16 protein-coding genes and 1 tRNA gene are annotated in these 14683 nt (G+C 65.0%); 10 read left to right on the forward strand and 7 right to left on the reverse strand.

Annotated features, from left to right (window positions below; genetic code table 11):
• Positions 1-30: 30 nt before the first annotated feature.
• From ACVISU_RS18555 to ACVISU_RS18575, 5 genes are all read right to left on the reverse strand, one after another.
• Complete coding sequence (locus tag ACVISU_RS18555) at positions 31-318, reverse strand: DUF5658 family protein (RefSeq protein ID WP_244522063.1); 288 nt, start codon at positions 316-318, stop codon at positions 31-33.
• Entirely contained in the window at positions 305-964 is a 660-nt protein-coding gene (locus ACVISU_RS18560; RefSeq protein WP_456707884.1) for a sterol desaturase family protein, read from the reverse strand. The genes ACVISU_RS18555 and ACVISU_RS18560 overlap by 14 nt, the downstream gene beginning before the upstream one ends.
• 477 nt (positions 965-1441) lie before the next feature.
• Positions 1442-1708, reverse strand: coding sequence for a hypothetical protein (locus ACVISU_RS18565; protein ID WP_456707885.1), 267 nt, complete (start codon positions 1706-1708; stop codon positions 1442-1444).
• Between the two features lie 160 nt (positions 1709-1868).
• Positions 1869-1945, reverse strand: a tRNA-Arg gene (locus ACVISU_RS18570).
• 148 nt (positions 1946-2093) lie between these two features.
• The gene (locus ACVISU_RS18575) at positions 2094-3572 is read right to left on the reverse strand and encodes a sensor histidine kinase (protein ID WP_050406083.1); all 1479 of its coding nucleotides are present in this window, start codon (positions 3570-3572) and stop codon (positions 2094-2096) included.
• A 365-nt stretch (positions 3573-3937) separates the two neighbouring features.
• Here ACVISU_RS18575 and rpmH point away from each other — a divergent pair, with 365 nt between their 5' ends.
• The 10 genes from rpmH to dapE all read left to right on the forward strand — a co-directional run bounded on the left by rpmH (position 3938) and on the right by dapE (position 12755).
• On the forward strand, positions 3938-4072 hold the full coding sequence (rpmH, locus tag ACVISU_RS18580; RefSeq protein WP_008542748.1) for a 50S ribosomal protein L34: 135 nt from the start codon (positions 3938-3940) through the stop codon (positions 4070-4072).
• A gap of 32 nt (positions 4073-4104) precedes the next feature.
• Positions 4105-4488: a ribonuclease P protein component gene (gene rnpA, locus ACVISU_RS18585; RefSeq protein WP_456707886.1), complete on the forward strand. Its 384-nt coding sequence runs from the start codon at positions 4105-4107 to the stop codon at positions 4486-4488.
• Positions 4489-4491: 3 nt separating this feature from the next.
• A complete protein-coding gene (gene yidC, locus ACVISU_RS18590) occupies positions 4492-6363 on the forward strand; it encodes a membrane protein insertase YidC (RefSeq protein ID WP_456707887.1) in 1872 nt (623 codons plus the stop codon).
• A gap of 174 nt (positions 6364-6537) precedes the next feature.
• Entirely contained in the window at positions 6538-7191 is a 654-nt protein-coding gene (gene yihA, locus ACVISU_RS18595) for a ribosome biogenesis GTP-binding protein YihA/YsxC (protein ID WP_063695482.1), read from the forward strand.
• A complete protein-coding gene (locus ACVISU_RS18600; protein WP_456707888.1) occupies positions 7188-7556 on the forward strand; it encodes a DUF423 domain-containing protein in 369 nt (122 codons plus the stop codon). The genes yihA and ACVISU_RS18600 overlap by 4 nt, the downstream gene beginning before the upstream one ends.
• Before the next feature lie 92 nt (positions 7557-7648).
• Positions 7649-8542: an acetylglutamate kinase gene (gene argB / locus ACVISU_RS18605; RefSeq protein WP_456707889.1), complete on the forward strand. Its 894-nt coding sequence runs from the start codon at positions 7649-7651 to the stop codon at positions 8540-8542.
• Positions 8543-8601: 59 nt separating this feature from the next.
• A complete protein-coding gene (locus ACVISU_RS18610; protein ID WP_456707890.1) occupies positions 8602-9588 on the forward strand; it encodes a DUF1036 domain-containing protein in 987 nt (328 codons plus the stop codon).
• Positions 9589-9749: 161 nt separating this feature from the next.
• Positions 9750-10442: a pyrimidine 5'-nucleotidase gene (locus ACVISU_RS18615; protein WP_050406077.1), complete on the forward strand. Its 693-nt coding sequence runs from the start codon at positions 9750-9752 to the stop codon at positions 10440-10442.
• 142 nt (positions 10443-10584) lie between these two features.
• Positions 10585-11430, forward strand: coding sequence for a 2,3,4,5-tetrahydropyridine-2,6-dicarboxylate N-succinyltransferase (dapD, locus tag ACVISU_RS18620; protein WP_021079579.1), 846 nt, complete (start codon positions 10585-10587; stop codon positions 11428-11430).
• 170 nt (positions 11431-11600) lie between these two features.
• Entirely contained in the window at positions 11601-12755 is a 1155-nt protein-coding gene (gene dapE / locus ACVISU_RS18625) for a succinyl-diaminopimelate desuccinylase (RefSeq protein ID WP_456707891.1), read from the forward strand.
• Between the two features lie 107 nt (positions 12756-12862).
• Here dapE and truA read toward each other — a convergent pair whose 3' ends face one another.
• Entirely contained in the window at positions 12863-13600 is a 738-nt protein-coding gene (truA, locus tag ACVISU_RS18630) for a tRNA pseudouridine(38-40) synthase TruA (protein WP_050406075.1), read from the reverse strand.
• Entirely contained in the window at positions 13600-14535 is a 936-nt protein-coding gene (gene fmt, locus ACVISU_RS18635) for a methionyl-tRNA formyltransferase (protein ID WP_050406139.1), read from the reverse strand. The genes truA and fmt overlap by 1 nt, the downstream gene beginning before the upstream one ends.
• Positions 14536-14683 lie beyond the last annotated feature (148 nt).

A 14683-nucleotide genomic window follows, 5' to 3' on the forward strand; every position in this document is an offset into this window, starting at 1 on the left:
CGGCTCCGGCAACGAGACGAAGCGGCCGGCTCAGTTCGTACCCGCGATGATGACGAGATTATTCAGGACGGGCGTACAGCAGAAGGCGACAACGAGGGCGATATTGTAAACGTTGTTGCTGCGCCAAAGTAACCACGTGAGGACAAACGTGAGACCGAGCTTGGGGACCAGCCACCATACGCCGAACCATGTCTGAGCCAGATGCATGAACGGATTCAGTTCGCCCAACCCGAGAGTGAGGATCACATTCGTCGAAACGAGGTCGGCGTACCCCAGCAGCAACGCGACGAACAGCAACAGGCCCTTAACCCGGTCCATTCCTCGACCCCCCATGCCGAAGATGCCGGATCGGCCAGATCACGCTGTTGATGATGTCCACCCGTTCCGCGGGCACCAGTCCTGTCGCAGGATACTCGTCCGGCTTCGGCACCCACGCCGTGCCGAACAGAATGTCCAGGAGCGGAAAGAAGGCGGCAAAATTTTTGTCCCGATGTTCGGGATGGATCGAGTGGTGGATCCGGTGCCATTGCGGGTTGTTGACCCATGTCACGAACCGGCCGAGCGGGATGCGGACGTTGAGATGCGCGCACGCATCCGGGACGAAGAAGATGAACCCCGCGGCAATCGCCATATCCGGCGGGATCCGAAACAGGATCGCAAGAATGGGAAGGAAGGCGTCGGACAGCACCCTCTCGAGCCAGAAATGCCTGGCGCCGGTAATGAACGTAATGCCGTTCGCGCTGTGATGGAACGAGTGCATCGCCCAGAGAAAGGGGATCGCATGCTGGAGGCGATGGAATGTGTACTTGTAGAGATCGAGCGCCACCACGACGATCGCGAGGGAGACGTACCACCAATAGCCTTCGGTCGGCAGCTTGATCCAGCCAACCCCGGCATAGCTCGCGATCGCGCCCGCGCTGATCGCCGCGATCGGCGCAAGCATGTGCTCCAGCCCGACGCTCACGATAACCGCCAGCCAATCATCGCGAAACTCGGCGCGGGAAACGTCGGCAATGGGCCACCTCTTCTCGAGGATGCGACTGCCGTAGACGACACCCAGAAATATCGCCGCTAGCAAAATGGCGTTTGAGATCTCACTCGACATGAGAAATGACCCGCCGGTTCAAATGGACAGACAAAAGGAATAAAACGTTCTGCCGCTTATAGGCTGAAAGACCTTATTTTTTCTCAACGGTCGGACGAGCGCAAGCAGGGTTTTTACGGGGCGGCGCCTCGCCATCAGCCGCGTCGGCAGCGTTCGCAAGTCGGCAATGTCGAGGCCTTGCAGTTGTTCAAGCGTCCGACCGAGTTCGACGCGAAGCTGACGACCGCTAGCGCGACGCCGACAAGCGCGCCGGAGGCAGCCGTTGCAGACCTCGCACGTGAGAAAGCCCGTGACGTTGTGGCGGGCTTTGTGGAAGGAGACCAGCAGCTATGCCGGTCAGTGCAACGCGCGGTCCGTCCGGACAGAAGCGCGCGCGGTCGTGATCTTGCTTCGCGGTGTCAGAACACTGAGCTGATGCGGCGTGGCCGACGTCGCAGCTACCGGTGCCTGCTCGTGGACATTGGCGCCGCCAAGCACACCAGCCTGCACCGGCGAGATCGGCAAGCCTGCGGCTTCGAACGTCGGACGCTCGGCAGCGGATGCGACCGTCGCGCTCGCGATCCCGAGGGTGGCGGCTACGATGGACAGGGAAATCTTGGTCACGTGAAGGGCTCCTCGGTGAGAATCGAGCAGCAGATGTAGATGACCTATGTTGCGACGCAACAAATCTCGCCGCGCTGCACAAGTATTTGATCGTCGCGAGCGGTAACGCCACTGCTTGGCTTGGCAGGCGCGCGCGAAGATCCAACGAAAAAAGCCGAAATGGCGCGCCCGGAACGATTCGAACGTCCGACCCTCAGATTCGTAGTCTGATGCTCTATCCAGCTGAGCTACGGGCGCATTTTCGCAGGTGGGCTTGAAGCCCGCATGGTTCCGGGAGCCCCGGAACGTCGCGAAAGAGCGCTCTAGCTACAGGCTCCCGATCCAGTTGGCAAGCTCTGGAAGCGCCAATTTCGGCGCAGTTTGGCCGCCCCGAAATACCGGGGCCTTACGCCCGCGCCCGCTCGCTGCGGATCGACAGCAATTCCACCGGGCGATCCGGGATCGAGATCCGGAAGGTGGCGCCGATGGTGCCTTCGACCAGATGGATATGACCGCCATGGGCGCGGATCAGCTCGGCGGCGATCGCAAGGCCCAGCCCGCTGCCGCCGGGGCGGCCGGAGGTCTGGAACGCCTCGAACAGGTGCTCGCGCGCCTTGGCCGGAACGCCGGGGCCGGTGTCGGAGACCTCGATGATCGCGACCGTCCCTTCGCGGCGGCCGGTGATACGGATCTGCTGGGCACCGCCATCGCCGTCCTGCCGGCTTTCCAGCGCCTGCGCCGCGTTGCGCACCAGATTGAGCAGCACGCGGAACAGCTGGTCCGGATCGGCGTCGATGGTAAGGCCGCGCTCGATCGCGCTGATCCAGGTGATCGAGACATCGGTCGCCAGCCCGGCCGATTCCCGCACCTCGGCCACCGCAGGCTCCACCATGATGATGCGGCGGTCCGGCGCCGCCTCCTGCGCGCGGCCATAGGACAAGGTCGACTGGCAGAACGCGATGGCCCGCTCCAGCGAGCGCAGCAGTTTCGGCGCGAAGCGCTGCACCCGCGGGTCCGGCACGCTGGCGAGCTGGTCCGACAGCAATTGCGAGGATGCCAGCAGATTGCGCAAATCGTGATTGATCTTGGAGACGGCGAGCCCGAGCGCGGCAAGCCTGCTCTTCTGGTGCAGCATCGAGACCAGGTCGCGCTGCATGTCCGACAGCTCGCGCTCGGCGACGCCGATCTCGTCGCCGCGCTGGCTGGGCACGATGATTCGCGCCGAACTCTCCGGATTCTCGTGGAAGCCGACCAAGCTCGCGGTCAGCCGCCGCATCGGCCGGACGAACAGATAATGCAGCGCCAGATAGACCAGGCCGGCGGTCAGACCGGCAATCAAAAGCGCGACGACCAGCACGTTGCGCGAGAAGCGGTACATCGCCTGCCTGAGCGGCTTCTCGTCGATCACGACCTCGATGAATTGCGCCTGGCCCGGCGCAGGTCCGACCACGCGGATGGTCTGATCACCGTGTTCGAGCATGATCTCGAACGCATCGACGATCGCCGACCACACCGTCATGGCCCGCATGTCGACGTCATGGTCGATCGAGGCCGGCAGGTCGGCGCTGGCGAGCAAGCGGCGCTGCTGGCCAAGCTTGATGGCGACGGCGCGGGCGCCGATGCTGGTCAGGATCTGCCGCGCCAGCGAATCCGGCACCAGGCCGGAGGGGGCGGCATCGAGCACCAGCGCCGCGGTGTTGGCGGCTGCCAGGCGGTCGTTGAGCCGGTTCATCCGGAAGTTGGCGATCGCCGGCACGTAGATCAGGAGCCCGGCGATCATCACCAGGGGAATCGTCAGCAGCAACAGCTTGCCCGACAACCCGAGCCGAACGGGCGGCTTGGGCCGCGGCTTCTGCGCGGTCGCCTGATCGTCAGTTAGAGCCACAAGATAAGGCCTTGTTTGGCTTAGGGGTTCGGAAGATGCGGCCCGGCCCCCAAGCCGGTCAAATTACGGATCGCTAATGTCGGCGGTTCCCCGAACGCCCGAAGGCGCTCCTCACCGTCAAAAACCCCGCGAAAACAGTTATATTCGCCCCAATTGCGACGTTTCAAAGAAGCCTCTTTGCGACGCCCTGTGACATTGACGAAAACAGGGCGCTCCCTTATAAGCCGCGCCAACTGTCCGCGATGGCCCGGTTCTTGACCGGGGGCGGCTCATTTGGGGCCGTAAACGGCTCGCTTGGGCCCGCCAGCATCATCGGACTCCATCTCAATATAACGGCAAATTGCCCGGTCAGCGGAGAATTACCCGTGAAGCGGACTTATCAACCCAGCAAACTGGTGCGCAAGCGCCGTCACGGCTTCCGCGCCCGTCTCGCCACGGCCGGCGGCCGCAAGGTCCTCGCTGCGCGCCGCGCGCGTGGCCGCAAGCGCCTGAGCGCCTGAGCCCGGACGTCTCCTCTCCGGAGATACCCATTATGGATCGGCTGAGGCAGCGGGCGGATTTCCTCGCCGTTGCCAATGGCGCGCGGGCGAATACCGCCGCTTTTGTGCTGCAAGGCCGCCGTCGCGACGATCACGGTCCGATCCGCGTCGGCTATACCGTCACCAAGAAGAACGGCACCGCGACCGAGCGCAACCGCATCCGCCGGCGGCTTCGCGAAGTGATAAGACGGGTCGATGCCGTATTCATGCGGCCGCACCATGATTATGTGCTAGTCGGCCGGCGCGACGCGCTGACCCGCGACTTTGCGACCATGATTGACGATCTGCGGTCGGCGCTGCGCCGCCTCGACCGACCTGCCCCAAAAGCGGCGGGTAACAAAAGCGCGCCCAATCCGAATGGAATGACGAGACCCTAAGAGATGTCCGACAATCGCAACACGATCCTTGCCGTCATTCTGTCGGGCCTCGTCCTGATCGCCTGGCAATACTTCTACAACGTGCCGCAGATGGAGAAGCAGCGCGAGGCGCAGCGCCAGGCCGAGTTGCTGAAGCCTGCGCCGCAGGCGACCCCGGGTGCCGCTCCCGGCGCCGCTCCGGGAAGCGCAACGACGCCCTCCCTGGCACCGGGCGCGCCGGCTGGCGATGCTCCGGTAGCGAGCCGCGAGACGGTGCTCGCGGCCGGCCCGCGCATCAAGATCGAGACCCCGCGCGTCATCGGCAGTATCGCGCTGAAGGGCGCCCGGATCGACGACATATCGCTGGTTCAGTTCCGCGAGACGGTCGACCCCAAATCGCCGGCCGTCGTGCTGCTGTCTCCGTCAGGCACCGCCGAACCTTATTATGCCGAGTTCCTGTGGCTGACCGCCAACGGCTCGTCGGTGAAGACGCCGAATGCCGAAACCGTCTGGGAGCAGGAGGGATCGACCAGCCTGTCGCCGAGCACCCCGGTGACGCTGAAATATGAGAACGGCCAGGGCCTGACCTTCCGCCGCACCATCTCGATCGACGATCGCTACCTCTTCAGCATCAAGGACGAGGTCATCAATCAAGGCAGCGCGCCGGTGACGCTGTATCCGTTCGGCCTGATCTCGCGCGGCGGCAAGCCGCCGGTCTCCGGCTACGCGATCCTGCACGAAGGTCCGATCGGCTATCTCGGCGAACAGGGACTGCAGGAATTCACCTACAAGAACCTCGACGAGGCCAAGACCCCGACCGGCGGAAACTCGCGCGGCGTCGTGTTCTCGAAGATCACCGACGGCTGGCTCGGCATCACCGACAAATACTGGGCCGCGGCGCTGCTGCCCGAGACCAACGCAACGCTCGAGACCGCCAGGTTCACGGCCGGCGACAAGCGCTACCAGGCCGACTACATGCTCGCCGCGCAGACCATTCCGATCGGCGGCACCGGCGTTGCCACTGGACGGCTGTTCGCCGGCGCGAAGGAGGCCGCCACCGTCGGCCTCAACTTCCCGCTGGTCGGTTTCGGCGGCTACAACAAGCAGCTCGGCCTCAACCATTTCGATCTCCTGATCGACTGGGGCCATTTCTACTTCATCACCAAGCCGATGTTCCTGGCGCTCGACTGGTTCTATCGCCTGGTCGGCAATTTCGGCATCGCGATCCTCTTGGTGACCGTGATCGTGAAGCTGCTGTTCTTCCCGCTCGCCAACAAGTCCTACGCCTCGATGGCGAAGATGAAGTCGGTGCAGCCGCAGCTTCAGGCGCTGAAGGAACGCTATCCTGACGACCGCGTGAAGCAGCAGCAGGAGATGATGGAGATCTACAAGAAGGAGAAGATCAACCCGATCGCCGGCTGTCTTCCCGTCGCCTTGCAGATCCCGGTGTTCTTCTCGCTCTACAAGGTGCTGTTCATCACCATCGAAATGCGGCACGCGCCGTTCTTCGGCTGGATCAAGGATCTCTCCGCGCCCGATCCGACCAATCTGTTCACGCTGTTCGGGCTGATCCCGTTCGATCCGATCGCGCTGCTCGGACCGCATTTCGGCTCGTACCTGGTAATGGGCATCTGGCCGATCATCATGGGCATCACGATGTGGGTGCAGATGAAGCTCAATCCGGCGCCGCCGGATCCGACCCAGAAGATCATCTTCGACTGGATGCCGCTGATCTTCACCTTCATGCTGGCCGGCTTCCCGGCGGGTCTCGTGATCTACTGGGCCTGGAACAACACGCTCTCGGTGCTGCAGCAGAGCTTCATCATGCGCAAGAACGGCGTGAAGGTGGAGTTGTTCGACAATCTGAAGTCGACCTTCGCCAAGAAGCCAACATAGCTTCCCGCGCCCGATCTATCACTGCGTCATGCCCGGCCTCGTGCCGGGCATTGACGTATTGGAGGGCAGCAAGGCGTTGACGTGGATGGCCGGTTGACGCGGATGGCCGGGTCGTCTTACGCCAAGGCTGCGCTTCGGGCTTTCGCCTGGCCACGATGAAACGGGATACTTCGCATGACCGCCGAACCTGATGCGGAGCTGATCGAGCAGGGGCGAAAGCTGTTCGCCGGCGACTGGCGCTTCATCTGGGCTTCGCCCTCGATCGAGACGCTGCCGCCGATGGCCGGCCTCGAGGTCGCCTTTGCCGGCCGCTCCAATGTCGGCAAGTCGAGCCTGATCAACGCACTGACCGGCCGTAGCAACCTGGCTCGCACCTCGCATACGCCCGGCCGCACCCAGGAATTGATCTTCTTCGAGGGGCCGGAGAAGGCGGGCTTCCGCCTGGTCGACATGCCGGGCTACGGCTACGCCTCGGCGCCCAAGACCAAGGTCGCGTCATGGACCGCGCTGATCCACAAATTCCTGCTCGGGCGCGCGACGCTGGCGCGAGTCTATGTGCTGATCGACGCCCGCCACGGCATCAAAGACGTCGATCTCGACGTACTGAAGACGCTGGACAAGTCCGCAGTCAGCTACCAGGTCGTGCTGACCAAGGCCGACCAGGTCAAGGTCGGCGAACTCAAGACCGTCATCGCCGACACCATTGCGACGCTCGCAAAGCATCCCGCTGCGTTCCCCGAGGTGCTGGTGACCTCGTCGCGCACCGGCGACGGGATGCCGGAGCTGCGCGCCGCCATGGTACGCCTGATCGAGGAGCGGCGCCGATGAACCGCGTATCCCGCCTCCTGATTGGCCTTGCCGCCATCATGGGCGCCTGCGGCGTGATCCTGGCGGCGGCCGCAGCCCATCTGCCTGATGCCACGCGGCTGGCGGCCGCGTCGTCGATGCTGCTGTTCCATGCACCTGCCGCCATCGCGACCATTGCGGTCGCTGAGCGCGCGATCATCCATACAAAGCTCGCCGTCGTGTCCGCGGCTGGCTTCGTCATCGCAGCGTCATTGTTCGCCGGCGACCTCGTGCTGCGCCAGTATGCAGGCCACGGCTTGTTTCCGATGGCCGCTCCATCAGGCGGAACGCTGCTGATCCTGAGCTGGCTGGTGCTGGCGGTTTCGGCCATGTGGCCGCAGCCGTGACCCGCAGCCCGGAATTCCCCTCCCGCTTTGCGCCCTGCCCGGCAATCAGATAGAACCGCGCCCGTCCCTCCGCTGACGATGAGACCAGCCCCATGACCGACCAGCAGATCAGCCCGCTCGATCAGGCCCGCATCCTGTCCGAGGCGTTGCCGCACATGCAGGAATATGACGAGGAAACCATCGTCATCAAGTACGGCGGCCATGCTATGGGGGCCGAGGACACCGCCAAGGCGTTCGCGCGCGACATCGTGCTGCTCGAGCAGACCGCGATCAATCCGGTGGTCGTCCATGGCGGCGGACCGCAGATCGCGACCATGCTGAAGCGCCTCGGCATCCAGTCGGAATTCGCCGCGGGCCTGCGCATCACCGACGCCGCGACCATCGAGATCGTCGAGATGGTGCTGGCCGGCTCGGTCAACAAGCAGATCGTCGGCTACATCAACGAGGCCGGCGGCAAGGCCGTGGGCCTCTCCGGCAAGGACGGCAACATGGTGAAGGCGTCGAAGACGACGCGCACCATGGTCGATCCGGATTCCCACATCGAGAAAGCGGTCGACCTCGGCTTCGTCGGCGATCCCGAAAAGGTCGACCTCACGCTGCTCAACCAGCTGATCGGCTATGAGCTGATCCCGGTGCTGGCGCCGCTCGCAACCTCGAAGGATGGGCAGACCCTCAACATCAACGCCGACACCTTTGCCGGCGCGATCGCGGGCGCGCTGAAGGCCAAGCGCCTGCTGCTGCTGACCGACGTGCCCGGCGTGCTCGACAAGTCCAAGAAGCTGATTTCGGACCTGTCGATCAAGGAAGCCCGCAAGCTGATCGCCGACGGCACGATTTCCGGCGGCATGATCCCGAAGGTCGAGACCTGCATCTACGCGCTCGAACAGGGCGTGCAGGGCGTCGTCATCATCGACGGCAAGACCCAGCACGCGGTGCTGCTCGAACTCTTCACCAACCAGGGCACCGGCACGCTGATCCACAAGTAATGGCAGACGCGGGACACACGGCGAGGATCCCTCGCCGGTCGCCGGGGGCGCGGCTCGCGATGTCGCTGCCGGCCGCGCTGATGTCGTTCCTGTTCTCGTCGGCGCCGGCGCATGCCGACCTCAAGCTCTGCAACCGCATGAGCTATGTGATCGAGGCCGCGATCGGTATCGACGACAAGGCCGCAACCGCAACGCGCGGCTGGTTCCGCATCGATCCCGCGACCTGCCGGGTCGTGGTGCAGGGGGCGCTGACCGCCGACCGCGTACTGCTCAATGCCCGCGCGCTCGGCGTCTACGGCGCCTCGCCGATCCCGCAGAACGGCACCGACATGCTCTGCGTTGCGCAGGACAACTTCGTGATCGCGGCCGCACGCCAATGCCGCTCCGGCCAGACACCGGCGCAGTTCACCCAGATCACGCCGACCCAGACCGATGACGGCAATCTCGTCGCCTACCTCGCCGAAGACAGCGAGTATGACGACGAGCAGGCGCGGCTCGCCGGCATTCAGCGTCTGCTGGTGATCGCAGGCTACGACGCGGCGCCGATCGACGGCGTCGACGGGCCGAAGACCCAGAGCGCGCTCTCGGCATTCCTCAAGAGCCGCGGCCTCGGCAGCGACATCGTGCAGTCGCCGAACTTCTTCACCACCATGGTCGATGCCGTGCAGAAGCCGTCGCCGACCGGGCTGACCTGGTGCAACGACACGCCGCACAAGGTGATGGCCGCGGTTGCGACCGATGACGGCAAGGTGGTGACCAGCCGTGGCTGGTATCGCATCGACCCCGGCAAATGCCTGCATCCCGACGTATCGGGCACGCCGAAACAGATCTATTCCTTCGCGGAAGCCGTCGATGGCGACAACCGTGCCATCCGCATCAAGGACAAGCCGCTGAACTGGGGCGGCGCGGTGCAGCTCTGCACCCGCGACAGCAAGTTCGAGGTCAACGAGCAGGGCGACTGCACGACGCGCGGCCTCACCCCGCTCGGCTTCACCACCATCGACATGACCAGCGGCGGCAAGACGCTGCGCTTTGCGATGCCGTGATCGTTTCTTTCGTCGTCCCTGCGAAAGCAGGGACCCATAACCACAGGCCGGCGTTTTGTAGTTGTCTGCGTCCGCAAGCGAAGGTTACTTCCGTCTTGCTCAACAATATCAGGCACGGCGTATGGGTCCCTGCTTCGCAGGGACGACACGCGGAGAAAGCCATGACTAAAACTCCCCGCAGCTTCGGCCATGTCGAGACTTGGGTATTCGACCTCGACAACACGCTGTATCCGCATCACGTCAATCTGTGGCAGCAGGTCGATGCGCGGATCGGCGAGTTCGTCGGCAACTGGCTGAAGATCTCGCCCGAGGAGGCACGGCGGCTGCAGAAGGACTATTACCTGCGCTACGGCACCACGATGCGCGGCATGATGACCGAGCACGGCGTGCAGGCCGACGACTATCTCGCTTATGTGCACAAGATCGACCATTCGCCGCTGCAGCCGAATCCGGCGATGGGCGCTGCGATCGCAAAACTGCCGGGGCGCAAGCTGATCCTGACCAACGGCTCGGTCGACCACGTCGACGCTGTGCTGGGCCGGCTCGGCATCTCCAATCATTTCGATGGCGTGTTCGACATCATCGCCGCCGATCTCGAGCCGAAGCCGGCGCCGCAGACCTACCAGAAGTTCCTGAAGCTGCACGACGTCGATCCGTCAAAGGCTGCGATGTTCGAGGACCTTGCGCGCAATCTGGTGGTGCCGCATGAGCTCGGCATGACCACCGTGCTCGTCGTGCCCGACGGCAGCCAGGAGGTGGTCCGCGAGACCTGGGAGCTGGAGGGGCGCGACGCGGCGCATGTCGACCACGTCACGGACGATCTCACCGGCTTCTTGCAGCGGCTGAGGCCCTGACCTCTCCCCCACGCCGTCCCGGCGAAGGCGCAGAGAGGCTGCTCCGCCGGCAGCCGAGTATGCCTTGACTCGGCGGCCCCAAATTCCGAAAAAGCCATGCAAAATTCCCGTCATATCCCCGATACGCCCAAGGATTGTCCCGATGTCGCTGTCCGCCCTCGAAACCACCGTCAACACCGCGTTCGACGCCCGCGAAGGCATCTCGACCTCGACCAAGGGCGAGGTACGCGAAGCCGTCGACCACGCGCTGGAGTTGCTCGACAAGGGCGAGGCCCGCGTCGCCGAGCGCGAGGCCAGCGGCAAGTGGAAGGTCAATCAGTGGCTGAAGAAGGCGGTGCTGCTCTCGTTCCGCCTCAACGACATGGGCCAGATCGCCGGCGGCCCGGGCAAGGCTTCGTGGTGGGACAAGGTGCCCTCGAAGTTCGAGGGCTGGGGCGAGAACCGCTTCCGCGACGCCGGCTTCCGCGCCGTGCCCGGCGCGATCGTGCGCCGCTCGGCCTTCATCGCCCGCAACGTCGTGCTGATGCCCTCCTTCGTCAATCTCGGCGCCTATGTCGATGAAGCCACCATGATCGACACCTGGTCGACGGTCGGCTCCTGCGCCCAGATCGGAAAGCGCGTGCACATCTCCGGCGGCGTCGGCATCGGCGGCGTGCTCGAGCCGCTGCAGGCCGAGCCCGTGATCGTCGAGGACGACTGCTTCATCGGCGCGCGCAGCGAGGTCGCCGAAGGCGTCATCGTGCGCAAGGGCGCGGTGCTGTCGATGGGCGTGTTCCTCGGCGCCTCGACCAAGATCGTCGATCGCGAGACCGGCGAGATCTTCGTCGGCGAGGTCCCGGAATATGCCGTCGTCGTTCCCGGCACGCTGCCCGCCAAGCCGCTGAAGAACGGCCAGCCCGGACCCGCCACCGCCTGCGCCGTGATCGTCAAGCGCGTCGACGAGCGCACCCGCGCCAAGACCAGCATCAACGAGCTGCTGCGGGACTAAGAACGCCACGGCGAGTCGTTATCCCGTCACTCTTGGAATAATCCATGTGCGGCGAGGCAGCGACCGCGACAGCGGGTCGCACTCCACGCAGGGCTGGGATCAGCAGGGCGAGCTCGAATGATGCCGCACAACGCTGGTCCAGCCGCGGTGTGACGTGTTATGCGAGGCGCATGAGTGATGCTGTCTCGATTACCCGCGATCTGGTTCGCTGCCGCTCCGTCACCCCGGCCGACGCCGGCGCGCTTGCCGTGCTCGAAAATTTGCTGAAAAGCGCTGGCTTCGACGTCCACCGCGTGACGTTCTCCGAGCCCGGCACCGCCGACATCGACAATCTCTATGCCCGCATCGGCTCATCAGTGCCGCATATCACCTTCGCCGGCCACACCGACGTGGTGCCGCCCGGCGATGAGGCGGCGTGGACCCTCGGCGCGTTCTCCGGCGAGGTCAAGGACGGCTATCTCTACGGCCGCGGCGCCGTCGACATGAAGGGCGGCATCGCCTGCAGTGTCGCCGCGGTGCTGCAGTATCTCAAGGACCACGATGGCAAGCCAAACGGCTCGATCTCCTTCCTGATCACCGGCGACGAGGAAGACGTCTCGATCAACGGCACCGTCAAGCTGCTGAAATGGTGCGCCGAGCGCGGCGAGAAGTTCGACCATTGCGTGCTCGGCGAGCCCTCCAATGTCGAGGTGCTCGGCGACATGATCAAGATCGGCCGGCGCGGCTCGCAATCCGGCACACTGGTCGTCGACGGTGTGCAGGGCCATGTCGCCTATCCGCACCGCGCCTCGAACCCGGTGCCGGATATCTCGCGGCTGATCGTGGCGCTGAGCGACGAGCCGCTCGATCACGGCAGCGCGCAATTCCAGGCCAGCAACCTCGAATTCACCACGGTCGATGTCGGCAACACCGCGAGCAATGTGATCCCGGGCCAGGCACGGGCCAAGTTCAACATCCGCTACAACGACAACCACACCCAGGAGAGCCTGCGGCAGCTGGTCGATGCGCGGCTGGCAAAAGCCTGCGGCAACCGCATCCGCGCCCACATCGACTGGCAACCGTCGAACTCGAACGTGTTCGTGACCCAGCCCGGCCCGTTCACCGATCTCGCGGTCGCCGCGATCGAGGAGGTCACCGGCCGCAAGCCGGAGCTCTCCACCTCGGGCGGCACCTCGGACGCACGCTTCATCTCGAGCTACTGCCCGGTGATCGAGTTCGGCCTGGTCGGCCAGACCATGCACCAGATCGACGAGCGCACGCCGGTGGCCGACCTCGAGAAGCTGACCAAGATCTATCGCGGCGTGCTGGACCGGTATTTTGCATAGGGCCAGCCGCCCGGCTGGACCAAAACATCGAAAACAACCCCATGCACCGTAGGGATTGGGGCCACTAACAGGCCATCCGCACCAGATACAGCGTGTAAGGCGACCGCCTAATAATCCACCCGCATCAGATAGAGCCCGTCCGGCGGCGCGACGGGGCCGCAGGCGGCGCGGTTGCGGGCGGCGAGCGCACCGAAGAGATCGTCCGCGCTCCAGCGACCCTCGCCGACCCAGACCAGCGATCCGACCATCGAGCGCACCTGGCTGTGCAGGAACGAGCGCGCCGACGTCACGATGTTGATGGCGTCGCCCTCACGCGTGACGTCGAGCTGGTCGAGCGTCTTCTCCGGCGATCTGGCCTGGCATTCGGTGTCGCGGAAGGTGGTGAAATCGTGCTTGCCGAGCAGCCGCTGCGCGGCCTCGTGCATCGCGCCAGCATCGAGCGCGCGCGGCACGCGCCAGACCCGGCCGATGTCGAGCGCGAGGTTCGCCCGCGTGTTGGCGATGCGATAGAGATAGTGCCGCTTGATCGCCGAGAACCGCGCCTCGAAATCGTCCGATACGATCTCGGCTGCATGCACGGCGATCGGATTCGGCCGTAGATGCGCATTCAGCCCGTCGCGAAAGCGGCCGGGCGGAAACTGCTTGGCGATGTCGCAATGCGCGACCTGGCCGCGGGCGTGCACGCCGGCATCGGTACGCCCGGCGCCATGGACGCGCACGTCCTCGCCGCAGATCGCCTTGACCGCCGCCTCCAGCGCGCCCTGCACGGTCGGCGCGGTATCCTGGATCTGCCAGCCGGAGAACGGCGTGCCGTCATATTCGATGGTGAGCTTGTAGCGAGGCATCAGGCGAGCCGCGCAGGCGGCTTCAGCGGCGTGCCGCGCAGAAAATCCGCCGCCTTCATCGGCGCCTTGCCAGCGCGCTGCAGTTCGAGGATTCGGATCGCGCCGTCGCCGCAGGCGATCGCAAGATTATCATCGAGCACATCGCCCGGCGCGCCCGAGCCTTTCGCCAGTTCGCAGCGCAGGATCTTCAGCCGCACCGGCTCACCCTCGCCCGCGAGTTCGCACCAGGCGCCCGGAAACGGTGACAGCCCGTGGATGTGGCGCAGCACCGCACGCGCCGGCTGCGTCCAGTCGATCCGCGCCTCGGCCTTCTCGATCTTGGCGGCATAGGTGACACCGTGCTCGCTCTGCTTGGTCAGCTGCAAGCCGCCGCGCTGCAGCCCGCCCATCGCACGCACCATCAGATCGGCGCCGAGCGGCGCCAGCGCGTCGTGCAGGTCGGATGCCGTCATGCTGTCTGATATCGGCAGCCGCTCGGCCATCGCGACGTCGCCGGTGTCGAGGCCGACATCCATCTTCATCACCATCACGCCGCTCTCGGCGTCGCCCGCCATGATGGCGCGGTTGATCGGCGCGGCGCCGCGCCAGCGCGGCAGCAGCGAAGCATGCAGGTTGAAGCAACCGAGCTTCGGCGCATCCAGGATCGCCTGCGGCAGGATCATGCCATAGGCGACGACGACGGCGGCATCGGCGTCGTGCGCGCGAAATTCGTCGAGCGCTTCCGGAGTCTTGAGGGTCTTCGGCGTCAGCACGGGAATGCCGAGGCGGCGCGCCTCCTGCTCGACCGGCGTCGGCTGCAATTGCAGGCCGCGCCGGCCGCCCGGCTTCGGCGCGCGGGTATACACCGCCACGACCTCATGGCCATGGGCCACCAGCTCCAGCAGCGTCGGCACCGCGAAATCGGGCGTGCCCATGAAGATCAGGCGAAGAGGCATGACCAGAACTCGATGCGTTCCCTCCCCCTTGCGGGGGAGGGTTAGGGAGAGGGGTGAGCCCCATGGTCGGTGCTCGTGGCTACCCCTCTCTCCAGCTCTCCCCCGCAAGGGGGGAGAGGGCCGATCGAGTATGAGGCAGCACTGATAA

The organism is Bradyrhizobium sp. USDA 4452 (assembly GCF_054063575.1).